The 13,446-nt window shown below is 65.8% G+C and carries 10 protein-coding genes; 6 read left to right on the forward strand and 4 right to left on the reverse strand.

Translation table 11 applies throughout. The annotated features are described in order from the left end of the window. The first annotated feature begins 4 nt into the window (after nt 1–4). The 3 genes from FG93_RS30980 (at nt 5) to FG93_RS02615 (ending at nt 2,271) form a co-directional block, all read left to right on the forward strand. Nucleotides 5–814: an isoprenylcysteine carboxylmethyltransferase family protein gene (locus tag FG93_RS30980; RefSeq protein ID WP_161783757.1), complete on the forward strand. Its 810-nt coding sequence runs from the start codon at nt 5–7 to the stop codon at nt 812–814. Beyond that, nucleotides 790–1,434, forward strand: coding sequence for an outer membrane protein (locus tag FG93_RS02610; RefSeq protein WP_043231396.1), 645 nt, complete (start codon nt 790–792; stop codon nt 1,432–1,434). The genes FG93_RS30980 and FG93_RS02610 overlap by 25 nt, the downstream gene beginning before the upstream one ends. Nucleotides 1,435–1,587: 153 nt before the next feature. Continuing rightward, nucleotides 1,588–2,271 carry a response regulator transcription factor gene (locus tag FG93_RS02615; RefSeq protein WP_043231861.1) on the forward strand — a complete coding sequence of 228 codons (684 nt, stop codon included), beginning with the start codon at nt 1,588–1,590 and terminating at the stop codon, nt 2,269–2,271. A gap of 145 nt (nt 2,272–2,416) precedes the next feature. Here FG93_RS02615 and FG93_RS02620 read toward each other — a convergent pair whose 3' ends face one another. Then, nucleotides 2,417–3,754, reverse strand: coding sequence for a cell wall metabolism sensor histidine kinase WalK (locus FG93_RS02620; RefSeq protein ID WP_152579265.1), 1,338 nt, complete (start codon nt 3,752–3,754; stop codon nt 2,417–2,419). 219 nt (nt 3,755–3,973) lie between these two features. Between FG93_RS02620 and FG93_RS02625 the strand changes: the two genes are divergently transcribed. Next, nucleotides 3,974–4,639, forward strand: coding sequence for an EipA family protein (locus FG93_RS02625; protein WP_161783758.1), 666 nt, complete (start codon nt 3,974–3,976; stop codon nt 4,637–4,639). A gap of 115 nt (nt 4,640–4,754) precedes the next feature. On the opposite strand, the gene FG93_RS02630 is transcribed toward FG93_RS02625, so the two are convergent. Continuing rightward, nucleotides 4,755–5,438, reverse strand: coding sequence for a lysophospholipid acyltransferase family protein (locus tag FG93_RS02630; protein ID WP_052513273.1), 684 nt, complete (start codon nt 5,436–5,438; stop codon nt 4,755–4,757). Between the two features lie 170 nt (nt 5,439–5,608). Between FG93_RS02630 and FG93_RS02635 the strand changes: the two genes are divergently transcribed. Both FG93_RS02635 and FG93_RS02640 read left to right on the forward strand, forming a co-directional pair. Further along, the gene (locus FG93_RS02635) at nt 5,609–7,249 is read left to right on the forward strand and encodes a DCC1-like thiol-disulfide oxidoreductase family protein (RefSeq protein WP_161783759.1); all 1,641 of its coding nucleotides are present in this window, start codon (nt 5,609–5,611) and stop codon (nt 7,247–7,249) included. Further along, nucleotides 7,246–8,934 carry an SDR family oxidoreductase gene (locus tag FG93_RS02640; protein ID WP_244448472.1) on the forward strand — a complete coding sequence of 563 codons (1,689 nt, stop codon included), beginning with the start codon at nt 7,246–7,248 and terminating at the stop codon, nt 8,932–8,934. The genes FG93_RS02635 and FG93_RS02640 overlap by 4 nt, the downstream gene beginning before the upstream one ends. 40 nt (nt 8,935–8,974) lie before the next feature. Here the strand turns inward: FG93_RS02640 and FG93_RS02645 are convergent, their stop codons facing one another. Both FG93_RS02645 and FG93_RS02650 read right to left on the reverse strand, forming a co-directional pair. Continuing rightward, complete coding sequence (locus FG93_RS02645; protein ID WP_043231400.1) at nt 8,975–12,151, reverse strand: efflux RND transporter permease subunit; 3,177 nt, start codon at nt 12,149–12,151, stop codon at nt 8,975–8,977. Nucleotides 12,152–12,238: 87 nt separating this feature from the next. Continuing rightward, nucleotides 12,239–13,384 carry an efflux RND transporter periplasmic adaptor subunit gene (locus FG93_RS02650; protein ID WP_244448485.1) on the reverse strand — a complete coding sequence of 382 codons (1,146 nt, stop codon included), beginning with the start codon at nt 13,382–13,384 and terminating at the stop codon, nt 12,239–12,241. Nucleotides 13,385–13,446: the final 62 nt, after the last annotated feature.

The raw sequence follows: 13,446 nt of genomic DNA on the forward strand, positions 1-13,446 counted from the left end.
CACCATGCGTCCGATGGAGATCGCGAGCTATCTGATGGTCGTGGTCTACGTCATCAGCTTCCTCGCGATGTCGGCCATCCTGGCCAAGGAGGCCGGGCGGCCGATCTGGCTGTTCGGCAAGGGCTCGGAGCGGCAAGCCGTGCCGGCCCTGCTCTTCCGGGTCGCCTTCAGCGTGCTCTGGCCTCTCGGCCTGGCGATCTTCGGCAACCCGATCAAAGCCGACCCGCTGGCGATCTGGCTCGACGGCCCCTGGTTCGACGTGTTCGGCCATCTTCTCGTTGTCGTCGGCGCCTGCATCGCCATCGTCTCGCAGCGCTTCATGGGCGCCTCCTGGCGCATCGGCGCGGCCGAGGGCGAGTTGGGGCCCATCGTCGATGGCGGTCCCTTCGCGATCTCGCGCAATCCGGTCTTCGTCGGACAGTCCGTCCTGTTCACCGGCCTCTTCATCGTGCTGCCCAATCTGATCCAGATAGCCCTGACGCTTGCGCTCTTCGCGGCAATCGCGCTTCAGGTCAGGATCGAGGAGCGCGTGCTCGCAGCCTCGCTCGGCGAGCCTTATCGCGACTATCAGCGCCGCGTCCGGCGCTGGATCGGGACCAGGCGCCCGCGCAGGGCATCTGCGCGGCAAGCTCTCGTTCAGCATCTTTTCGCTTCCGACGCTGCACGCATGGCGGGCAACGTTGCCGTAATCTTCACCCGCAATTTGCGCGGTGTTCGACTGATCCGATCCACGGATTCGGGAGCAAGGAGACGCGGCGACGCCCGCCGGGCTGCCGCGAGGAGTTATCGATGCATCGTTCAATCCCGATCATGAGCCTCTGCCTGCTGGCAGTGCTTGCGGTCCCAGCGGCTGCGGCGGATCGCCCGGTGCCGCGCGCCCAGCAGTGGCCGGCCCATACCCAGCCGCTTCGCTACAATTGGAACGGCGTCTATGCCGGTATTCACGCCGGTGGCGCATTCGACCGGTTCACAGGAGTGACCAGGAAGAGCCGCAACGAGGCGCTGCTCGGCGGCCAGATCGGCTACAATGTCCAGACCGGCAGCATGGTCTACGGCCTCGAGGGCGATATCTCGATGAACGGCTTCGGCAAGGGTTCGTCGCGCAGCGCCGTCGGCACCAGCGCCGACACGCGCTATGTCGGAACCGCCAAGGCCCGCGCCGGCGTCGCCTTCGACCGCGTTCTCGTCTATGCCACCGGCGGTCTTGCCTACGGCAACATCAAGGCGACGAATGACGGCCTCTCGAAGACGAAGAGCAAGATCGGCTATGTCGTCGGCGGCGGCGTCGAGTACGGCATCACCGAGAACCTGTCGGCGAAGGTCGAGTACAACTACGTCTCGCTCGGCAAGCAGAACTTCCAGTTCGGCTCGGCCCGCACCAAGGTCGGCGTCAACGAGCATCTGGTCAAAGCCGGTGTGAACTACCGGTTCTGACCCGCTAAAATATCCGGGGCCCGGCCGCTCCGGGCCCGAATAACCTACGGCCTAGAGGGCCGTTCACGAGCATGGATGGGACGCGATGCGCTTGAAGAGCTGCCCCGAGCTTTTCTGCAGCGCGTTCCAGCCATGGCCTACGGCAGGAACGACATGCGCGCTCTGATTGTCGAAGACGAACCGGAGCTGATGTCGTTCCTGTCGTCCCTCCTGCTTGGTGCAGGTTTCATTGTCGACCGCACCAGCAGTGTCGAAGCGGCGCTGGCCGCCCTCAAAACGGCGCCCTTCGACATCGCCGTCGTCGACCGGCGTCTGCCGGACGGCGACGGCCTGTCGATCGTCAAGGCGATGAAGACGGCAGAACCCCGTCCGGCCTTCCTGATCCTGACCGCGCGAGATGCGAAATCCGACGTGATCGACGGTCTCAACGGCGGCGCGGATGATTACCTGGTCAAGCCCTTCGAGCCGGGCGAGTTGATCGCCCGCATCCGGGTCATTGCGCGGCGCCGCTATCCCGGCCGCTCGCTGGTGATCTCGGCAGGCAATCTCTCGATCGACATCGAGGGTCGCAACGCCTCGGTCTCGGCCGTTCCCCTCGACCTGCGACGGCGCGAGGCGCTGATCCTGGAAGCGCTGGTCCAGCGCGCCGGGCGTGTCGTCACCCGCAACGTCCTGATCGAAGCGGTCTACGGCTTCGATGACCTGATCGAGTCCAACACGCTCGAAGCCCAGATCTCGCGACTGCGCCGCAAGCTCAAGGACGCTGCCGCGAATGTCGAGATCTCGTCGCTGCGCGGCATCGGCTATATCCTGAGGAAGTCCGAACAGCCCGCGTGAGGCTACCGGCTTCGCTGCCGGCCATCGATCGACCCAGATCATCAGGCCGGATCTCGTATCCGGTCCGATGATCTGACCTTTTTGTGTTTGCATCGGCTTTGCCCCGAAAACCGCGATCCACATTTCGGGCCGATGCTTTAGCCAGTCATTCGCCTTCAGAGAAGAGCAGGCGGACGGTCGTGCCACCGCCGCGCGTCGCAAGGACGGTCAATGTCCCACGATGTGCGGTCATGATGTCGCGCACGATGGTGAGGCCCAGCCCCGCTCCGGTCGAGCGCGGCGACATGCGGTTGAACGCTTCCGTCACCTCCGAGCGCTGGGTCGCAGCGATGCCGATCCCGTCATCCGCCACCTCCAATACAACGCCATCGATGACCCGTACGATGATGCTGGACTTCGCCTGGGCGTGACGAAGCGCGTTGTCGATCAGATTGGCCACCGCGGCGCGAACCGTGGCTTCGTTGGCCATGATCGTTCGCGCGTCGTCGCCCTCCTCCTCGAGCGCGACGTCGATCGCGTTCTGCAGGATCAGCGGCGCGAGATCGACGAGCACGTCACGGGCCACACTGTTGAGCTGAACCGGCTCGAACGGCAGCTCGGTGCTGTGCAGCCGGGCGAGCTGCAGCATCGACGAGACGATTGTCGTCAGCCGGTTCACGTCGGTCGCCAGTGCGGTGCGTACAATCTCATCGGAAACAGTGTCGATCTTGGTCCGCATGACGGCGAGCGGCGTACGCAATTCATGGGCGACGTTGTTCATGAAGCGCCGTTGCACATCCATGTTGCTGGCGATCTGGTCGAGCGCGGAGTTCAGCGCCGTCGTCAGCGGCATCAGCTCGACCGGCGTTTCCTGCGTCGGCAGCAGGCCTCGCGGCGCCCTGGGATCGATACTGGCCGCAGCTTCAGCCGCACGCCGCAGGCGCGCGGCGATATAGGAGACCGACATGGCGATCGCCGAGGCGATGATGACCCCGAAGATGAGAGAGATGACGAGGGCGGGAATCGCAATGGCCCGCAGGAAATAGGCAAGAATCAGGTCCCAGCCTGGGGTTCCGCCGCCCGTTGCGACGATGACGCGGCTGCCTTCCATCTCGACGATGTCGAAGGCCAGGCCATTGTCGCCGCCACCGCCGACCCGCATCTGCGCAGCAATCGTCGGTCCGTCGAGCCTGACATCGATCGGGAGGCTCGGCCGCAACTCTGGGGCATACTCGACGACGGAGCGTCCATCCGAAACCAGATACCAGAGTCTGGGGCTGGCGCTCTCGATCTTTGCCAAGGTCGGCGTCTTCTCCATCCGAAACCCGTCAGCCGCAGTCTGACGCACGCCTTGCCGAATGATCTCGGAGGTCACATCGTTGCGTAGCGCTCCAGGGTCCTCGGTGATGAAGGTGAAGGCCAGCACGGCGGCGATGACCGCCGCGAAGAGGGCGAAGCCGAGAAGCGTCAGCCGGATCGTCAAGGCACGCGAGAGCGAGGTCACCGGCAGCCTCCGGAGCGAAGATTTGCCGCGCACGCACCGGACAGCACCCGATTGCGCTGGAGCGTCGGGCGCTTCACTGTCGTGGTGCTCGTCGAGCTATGAATCGTCACGGAGCCTCTGTGCGGTTATGGCTTGCGAATCCGGGGGCCGCGCCCGCAGCCCATGTCCATGGACTGCATCCCCATCTTCGTTCAACCCTCCCTCGAGTCTGCTTGTCCCATGAGTGCGCACAGAGCCAGATCGGGAGAGCTGTGCCTGCGCTGCACCTTGGCTGCCGTGCTCGCGCTGTTGCTTGGCCTGTTGCAGGCGGCCCGGGCTGACGAGACCATCAAGCCGGGACAACTGCCGACCGCTCCGGGGCGCGACATTCTGGGGCTCGTCGAACAGGTCTTCGACACGGCCTCGAAGACCGTCAGCATCCCGGTCGAGCGCTCCCTTTCGCTCTTCGGAGAGCCAAACGCCTATATAGTCGGCGGAGAGGTCAGCGGCTCCTTCGTCGTTGGCGGCCGACATGGCGTCGGTGAGCTTCGCTTCGCCGATGGCACGCCCTCCCCGGTGACATGGTCGGCGCTCTCCGTTGGGATCGGGCTCGGGGCCGATTACGGGCGGGTCATCATGCTGGTCTATGGCCTTGACCGCCATGAGGATGTCTTCGGGGTCTATGCCAGCCTCGGCGGCGGCGCGCATTTCGTCGCCGGCGCCAACGCAATGGTCCTTGCCTCCGAAAAGGCCCGAATCGTCCTGATTTCTTCCGGCCTCGGCCTGCGATTGTCGGGGGAACTCAGCCGTATCCGCATCGAACCTGCGAATGATCGCGGCGTCCTGCGCCCTCCTGCGAACATCTGCGCCAACCCGGCCGATTGCCCGCCACCAGGCCGACGCTAGAGCATGCTCTAAACTATGAGAATCGATCACGTTTTTTGCGCTTGGACAATTTCGTCCAAACGCAGCGTGATCTAAGCGGAAGACGAGCACGGTCGGTCCGAACGCCTCGCGCGCGTCAGGCGCGGTGCCCGAGATGCTGATGCGCCATGGCATGCAACTCGTCGAGCCGGGCGGTGATTTCCAACGCAGTCAGGCTGATCTCGCGCTCATCGGCGCATTCCCGGACATAGAGCGGCTCGGACCAGACCACGCAACCGCGCCCGAACGGCAAGGCGATGCTCGCCTTGTCCCAATTGTCGAGATCGAACCGTGCCGTCGTCACTGCGGCGAAGAGATAGATCGGCCGGCCCGACGCCCGCGCCAGCTGAATGGCGCCCTTGCCGGCAACCCGCGAAACCTTCGGCACATCGGCCGTCAGCAGCACACTGGTGTCGCCGCGCAACGCGTCGCGCATCTCGATGAAGGCGGGAACACCGCGTTTGGCCTGGATTTTTCGCCGACTTTGCGTGCCGGAACCTCGAATCACGCGGTAGCCGGCGCGCTCCATCGCGGAGGCAACGACGGAGCCGTCAAAATGGAGCGAGGCCAGCACGGCTGTCTTCGGCGCCCCGTCGAGGGCGACGAGACTCAGCATCTGCTGCCCATGCCAGGTCATGGCGATGAACGGTTCGCGGCTCCGCTCCCAAGGCCGCGCTCCCGGAATCACCGGCTTGAACCGCGTGGTTTGCGCCACGAGGTTCAGATACGCATGCAACGCGCGGCCGGCGAGGGCCGCGGATCGTTCTTCCCTGAGATGCATCGCCCCAATCTCCACGGTGAATCACCTGGAGTGGTCGGCGCGTTGGCTTGCTGGAACATTGCACGGACAGGTTGCGGCCCGCGAATGGCGTATGGGCCGGCATGCCCAGTTGCCGCGAGCGCCCACCCTGCCTATCGTGCCAAGGGTCAGTTCCCTCCAAGTCGGGTTTCATGCCAGCCAAGGATATCGCGGTAGCGGGATGCGGCCCGGCAGGGCTGGCAGCCGCACTGATGCTGCATCGAGACGGACATCGGGTCAGGCTGTTCGAGCGCTTTGAGACGCCGCGTGCGGTCGGGTCCGGGCTGATGATCCAGCCGACCGGTCTCGCCGTCCTTCAGGAACTGAATCTCGCCGATGCCACCCTCGCGGCGGGGGCCAGGATCGACCGGCTCTTCGGGCGCGCCGAGCCGTCGCAGCGCATCGTGCTCGACGTGCGCTATGCGGCGCTCGGGCAAGATGCCGGCCATGGCGTCGGCATTCATCGCGCCGCGCTGTTCGACATCCTGCACGACACCGCACGAGGGGCCGGCATTGCGGTCGAGGGAGGCCGCAGTGTGATCTCGAGTGAACTCGTCGGGGCGAACAGGCGCGCGCTCCTCTTTGCCGACGGTACGCGGACCGAGCCTTTCGACCTGGTCGTGGATGCGCTTGGCACCATGAGCCCGCTCGCGCGCCATGAGGGCCGGCCGCTGGCCTATGGCGCGCTCTGGGCCAGTCTCGATTGGCCCGAGGGCGCGGGTTTCGACATGGCAACGCTGGAACAACGCTATATCCGCGCCAATACGATGGTCGGGGTGCTGCCCATCGGCCGGCTGGCCCAAGGACCGACCGCAAAGGCAGCCTTCTTTTGGTCGCTGCGCTGCGACCGTCTCTCGGACTGGCAACGTTCCGGACTTGCCGCGTGGAAGGCGGACGTCCTCAAGCTATGGCCGGCAACTGCGCCCCTGCTCGAGCAGATCGAATCGCCGGACCAACTGACCTTCGCGCGCTATGCCCATAGGACCGCTCCCATCCCGACGGAGCCTGGCCTGATCCATATTGGCGATTCCTGGCATTCGACGAGCCCCCAACTCGGTCAGGGAGCCAATATGGCGCTGCTCGACGCCTTCGCGCTCGCAAAGGCGCTGCGCGACCGGAACGAGACGACGACCGCGCCAGCCAGCGCTATCGCGGCGCGTCGCCGACATGTCTGGCTCTATCAGACCATGAGCGCGATGTTCACGCCGGTCTATCAGTCCGACAGCCGGATCCTGCCCCTGCTGCGCGATCGGATCGTCGGACCGCTCGCCCGGATCTGGCCGGCGCCTGCCATCCTGGCAGCGATGGTCAGTGGCTTGATCGGCGCTCCCCTCAAGCGGCTCGGCCTGCGCGCTCCGGCGGTCACCGGCCTGGGCGACGCAATCGAGGCGCTTACCCGGGGCAAGCGCGTCATCGTCTTTGACGGTGACTGCGTGATGTGCTCGCAACAGGCGCAATTCGTCATGCGCCATGACCATGAACGCCGCTTCACGCTCACCACTGCGCAAGGGCCCCTTGGCCAGGCGCTCTATCACCGCCTCGGCCTTCCCACGCCGAATTTCGAAACGATGCTGCTGATCGAGGGGGGGCGAATCCTGGGTCGGTCGGACGCCGTCATCACTATCGCGGCAGGGCTGGGCTGGCCCTGGCGCATCGCACTGGCGGCACGCGTCATTCCACGTCCGCTGCGCGACCGGCTCTATCGCTTGGTTGCCCGCAATCGCTACCGCTGGTTCGGGCGGCGCGAAACCTGCTGGCGCCCCACCCCTGATATGGCGGACCGCATCCTGTGAAGGTTCTGCTGCTCGGCGGCTATGGCGGCTTCGGTGCCCGCATCGCCCGGCGTCTGGCCGATGCGGGACATGAGGTCCTGGTCGCCGGACGCAGCCGGGAGAAGGCTGAGAAATTCTGCGCTGGTCGGCCACGCCTCACACCGCTTCGCCTGGACCGGGACCGCGATATCGTGCTGGTGCTTGCCGAGCACCGCCCTGCTGTCCTGATCGACGCTGCAGGTCCCTTTCAGGGCCTGGGCTATGCGGTCGCTCGCGCCTGTATCGCCGCCAGGTGCCACTATCTAGACATCGCCGATGCGCGCGATTTCGTCGCCGGCATCGGGACACTCGCTGAAGCGGCACGGGCTGCCGGGGTGGTCGTCGTCTCGGGCGCCTCCAGCGTACCCGCCTTGTCGGGCGCCGCGGCGCACGCCCTCGCCGACGGCATGGACCATGTCAGAGCGGTCGAGATTGCGATCAGCGCCTCGAACCGTGCGACGGCCGGCGCTTCGGTCACGAAGGCGATCTTCTCCTATATCGGCAAGCCGATCCCGCTCTGGCGCGCAGGGCGCTGGACGAGCGGCTTCGGCTGGCAGGACATCAGGCACGAGGCCTTCACGATCGCCGACGAGCCGCCTCTAGCAGGCCGCCTCGTGGGCCTTGCTGATGTGCCGGACCTGGCTCTCCTGCCCGATCGCCTTCCAGGCAAACCCTCCGTCAGTTTTCGCGCCGGCACCGAACTCCGGTGGCAGAACCGTGCACTTTGGCTGGCGAGCTGGCCTGTTCGCTGGGGTTGGATCTCGAATCTGGTCCGTTTCGCACCGCTGGTCCTTCAAGCGCAACGGCTGACCTCGGCATGGGGCAGCGATCGCTCCGGCATGATGGTTCGATTGTTCGGGCACGCTGGCGGCCGGGCCGTCGAACGGCGATGGACATTGATCGCAAGCGAGGGCGATGGTCCTGAAATTCCAGGCCTGGCGGCCGCAATCCTCGTCGACAGGCTCGCCAGGGGTGACGTTCCAGCCGGTGCCTGCGATGCCGGCGAGATCCTGTCGCTGTCGGCGTTCGAGCCGGCCTTCACGCAACTGGCGATCCGGCACGAGATGGCAGAGCTGCCGCAGCCGCCCCCGCTCTATGCCCGGGTCCTCGGCGACGCCTTCGCGACCCTGCCTGCGGCCCTCCGCGCGATCCACACCGTCCTTCGCGACGGTGGCGCGCATGGACGGGCCATGGTGACGCGCGGGTGCAACCCGATTGCACGGGCAATCGCGGCCCTTTTCGGCTTTCCGCCTGAAGGGGAGCATGGGCTGCACGTCGCCTTTGCCGAGAGCGGCGGCGTCGAAACCTGGATTCGTGACTTCTCAGGTCACCGCTTCAGCAGCCAGCTATCGCAGCAGGGGCAACAGCTGGTGGAGCGCTTTGGCCCGCTGCGTTTCGGCTTCAATCTCGTCGCTGACGACAAGGGGCTCGCGATGCAGCTGAAGCGTTGGTGGCTGGGACCCATCCCCTTGCCGCTCACCTTGGCCCCCCGTTCCCTCGCGCGCGAATGGGAGGAGGATGGCCGCTTCCATTTCGATGTCCCGATCGCATTGCCGCTGATCGGCCTGGTCGTGCACTACCGCGGCTGGCTCGAGCCGGCGGGTGACAGTGCACGGTCCTTACAGCAGAACGCGCCGGACAGGGCCCGGCGCGTTCTATCTGGTTGAAGCCGTCAAGCTACGCCCCGCAGGGGCAGCCTGTGCCCGGTCAGGCGGCTTTCGCCAGTCCCTGCTCCGCCTCGACATGCTTCAGCGGCTTGTTCCCGGTCAGGGCCCGCATCAGCACATAGAAGACCGGCGTCAGGAAGATGCCGAAGGCGGTGACGCCGATCATGCCGGCGAAGACCGCAATGCCCATCGCCTGCCGCATCTCGGCGCCGGCTCCGGTCGAGATCACCAGCGGGACCACGCCCATGATGAAGGCGAGCGAGGTCATCAGGATCGGACGCAGGCGCAGTCGGCTGGCCTCGATCGCGGCCTCGACCGGCGTCTTGCCCTCGAACTCCAGCTCGCGGGCGAACTCGACGATCAGGATCGCGTTCTTCGCGGATAGACCGACCAGCACGACGAGACCGATCTGGGTGAAGACGTTGTTGTCGCCGCCGCTCCACCAGACACCGGCCATGGCGGCGAGCAGGCCCATGGGGATGATCAGGATGATCGCGATCGGCAGCGTCAGGCTCTCATATTGGGCGGCGAGCACCAGGAAGACGAGCAGGATCGCGATCGGGAAGACGATCAGCGAAGAATTGCCTGCCAGGATCTCCTGATAGGTCAGGTCCGTCCATTCGAAGGCAAAGCCCTTCGGCAGCGTCTCGTTGGCGATGCGCTCCGCCGCCGCCTGGGCCTGCCCCGACGAGAAGCCGGGCGCCGGACCGGCATTGATGTCGGAGGCGAGGAAGCCGTTATAGCGCATCGCCCGTTCCGGCCCGGCATCGGCGCGCACGTTCAACACGGCGCTGAGCGGCACCATCTCGCCCGAGGTCGAACGGACCCGGAGCTTGCCGATATCCTCCTGAAAGGCCCGGAAGGGCGCGTCAGCCTGGACACGGACGGTGTAGGTGCGGCCGAACTTGTTGAAATCGTTGACATAGGACGAGCCGAGATAGATCTGCAGCGTTTCGAAGACATCGGTCACCGGCACGCCGAGCTGGCGGGCCTTGGTGCGGTCGATATCGGCATAGAGCTGCGGAACATTCACCTGGAAGCTCGAGAACATGCCGGCGAGCTCGGGCGCCGTCGCGGCCTTGGCCATGAAGGCCTTGGTCGCTTCATCGAGTGCCTTGTAGCCAAGGCCGGCACGGTCCTCGATCTGCAGCTTGAAGCCGCCGATCGTGCCGAGCCCCTGCACCGGCGGCGGCGGGAACATCGCGATGAACGCCTCCTTGATGCCGGCGAACTCCTTGTTGAGCTGCATGGCGATCGCGGCCCCGTTGAGCGACGGGTCCTTGCGCTGCTCGAAGGGCTTCAGCGTCACGAAGACGATGCCGGCATTCGACGAGTTGGTGAAGCCGTTGATCGAGAGGCCGGGAAAGGACACCGCGCTCTGGACACCGGGATGCTTCAGGGCAATCTCGCCCATCTTGCGGATAACGTCCTCGGTGCGGTCGAGCGTGGCGGCGTCGGGCAGTTGCGCGAAGCCGACGAGATACTGCTTGTCCTGGCCCGGCACGAAGCCTCCCGGGACGGTGCGGAACAGCACGACCGTCAGGCCGACGAGCACGAGATAGACCGCCATCATCGCCGTCTTGCGGGTCAGGATGCGGCGCACGCCGCCGCCATAGGCCTGCGAGCTGCGGTTGAAGAAGCGGTTGAAGCCACGGAAGAACCAGCCGAACAGCTTGTCCATGACGCGGGTCAGCGCGTCCTTCGGTGCGTGGTGCGAGCGCAGCAGCAGGGCGGCCAGCGCCGGCGACAGAGTCAGCGAGTTGATCGCCGAGATCACCGTCGAGATCGCGATGGTCAGCGCGAACTGGCGATAGAACTGGCCGGTCAAGCCACTGATGAAGGCGAGCGGCACGAAAACGGCGACCAGCACCAGCGCAATTGCGATGATCGGGCCGGAGACCTCGCGCATCGCCTTGTAGGTCGCCTGGCGCGGCTCCAGCCCCTGCTCGATATTGCGCTCGACATTCTCGACCACGACGATAGCGTCGTCGACGACGATGCCGATGGCGAGCACGAGGCCGAACAGGCTGAGCGCGTTGATCGAGAAGCCGAAGAGATACATCACGGCAAAGGTGCCGATGACCGAGACCGGCACGGCGACCAGCGGGATGATCGAGGCCCGCCAGGTCTGCAGGAAGACGATGACGACGAGCACGACCAACGCGATGGCCTCGAGCAGCGTGGTGATGACGGCCTTGATCGAGGCGCGCACGAACTGGGTCGTGTCGTAGACGATCGCGTAGTCCACGCCTTCCGGCATGTTCTGCTTGATCTCGCGCATCACCGCCTGGACATTGTCGGCAATGGCAATGGCATTCGAGCCCGGCGCCTGGAAGACCGGCACCGCGACCGCCGACTTGTTGTCGAGCAGCGAACGCAGAGCATAGTCGGCAGCGCCGAGTTCGATGCGCGCGACATCCTTCAGCCGTGTCACAGCCCCGGTCGGGCTGGTGCGGATGATGATCTCGCCGAACTCCTCCTCATTCTGAAGGCGGCCCTGGGCATTGACCGAGAGCTGGAGATCGAGCCCGGGGGCATTCGGCGAGGCGCCGATGACGCCGGCGGCGGCCTGGACGTTCTGCGCCCGGATCTCGCGCACGACGTCACTGGGCGAGAGCCCGTGCTCGGAGACCCTCTGCGGGTCGAGCCAGACGCGCAGCGAATAGTCGCCCGATCCGAAGAGCTGGACCTGGCCGACACCATCGATGCGCGCCAGCCTGTCCTTGACGTTCAGGACTGCGTAATTGCGCAGATAGGTCATGTCGTAGCGGTCGTTCGGCGAGGTGATGTGCACCACCATCGTCAGGTCCGGCGAGCTCTTGATGGTGGTGACGCCGAGACGCCGCACCTCCTCGGGCAAGCGGGGTTCAGCCTGCGAGACGCGGTTCTGCACGAGCTGCTGTGCCTTGTCGGGATCGGTGCCGAGCTTGAAGGTGACGTTCAGCGTCATCACGCCGTCGGTCGTCGCCTGGCTGGACATGTAGAGCATGCCCTCGACGCCGTTGATCTGTTCCTCGATCGGTGTGGCCACGGTTTCGGCGATGACGCGAGGATTGGCGCCCGGATATTGCGCGCGCACCACCACGGTCGGCGGCACGACTTCCGGATATTCCGAGATCGGCAGCACACGCAGCGAAAGCAGGCCGGCGACCAGGATGAGAACCGAAAGCACGCCCGCGAAGATCGGGCGATCGATGAAGAATTTTGAGAGATTCATGACATGCCCCCTTCGGGCGCCTCGGGCCTGGCGTCGAGCGTCATACCGCTACGTCACCAGCACCCGAGTTCTAATAGGCGGCCCAGTTCAGCGCTGGGCGATTTCCGTGGGTCCCGCGCCGGCTACCCGGCGCAGCTCTGACTTCTCGGCCATCGGCACCTGTTCGGGAGCGACAGCCGCGCCCGGGCGAATGCGCTGCAGGCCGTTGACGACGATCCTTTCGCCCGGCTTGAGCCCGGCGGTGACGATGCGCAGCCCCTCATTGGCCGAGCCGAGCGTCACTTCGCGCCAGTTCGCCTTGAGATCCTCTCCGACGACGAAGACGAACTTCTTGTTCTGGTCGGTGCCGATCGCGCGCTCATTGATCACCAGCGCAGGCTCGGTCCGGGCCTGGCCCATGCGCAGGCGCACGAACTGGCCCGGCATCAGCGTGCCATCGGGATTGTCGAAGATCGCCCGCACCCGAACGGTGCCGCTACCGACATCGACAGCGTTGTCGACGAATTGCAGCCGGCCGGTGATCGGAGTGCCGTCCTGAGTCGCCGTGCCCATCTGGACCGGGATGCGCTCCAACGCACGCGGGCCATCGGAGACCGGCAGCGAGCCGAGGGCTCTCAGCACCGTGTTCTCGTCCGCATTGAAGCTGGCATAGATCGGATCGACCGAGACCAGCGTCGTCATCAGCGAAGCACCGGCCCCGGCTGCGACGAGATTGCCGATGGTCACCTCGAGCCGCCCGATCCGGCCGCTGATCGGCGCCCTGATCTGGGTGTAGTCGAGGTTCAGCCGCGCGGTCTGCAGGGCTGCCTGGGCGGCGCGGTGATTGGCCTGCGCTTCACGAAGCGCATTCAGGCGGGCATCGAGATCACGCTGCGACACGTTCTGCGTCGTCATCAGCCTCTGGCCGCGCTCATGCTCATTGGCGGCCAGCGCCACCCGGGCTTCGGCTGCCAGGACCTGGGCCTGGGCGCGCTCGAACTCGGCGACATAGGGCGCCTGGTCGATGCTGATCAGCAGGTCGCCCTGCTTGACGAGATTGCCCTGCTTGAAATGCACGGCTTCGACGACGCCAGCGACACGCGAGCGCACGTCGACGCGCTCGATCGCCTCCAGGCGGCCGGAGAACTCAGCCCAGTTGGTCAGTTCGCGCTGCTCGACAAGCGCGACAGAAACCGGGGTCGCCGGGGCAGCCGCCGGAGCGGTGTCGCTCTGGGCCTTGTCGGAGCCGTTCATCACAAGCAGGACGGCGGCGAGGGAGATGGTGGCGGCCAGGCTTCCGCCCAGCAGGCCATGAC

Source organism: Allobosea sp. LC85 (assembly GCF_000735605.1).
Lineage (GTDB): Bacteria > Pseudomonadota > Alphaproteobacteria > Rhizobiales > Beijerinckiaceae > Allobosea.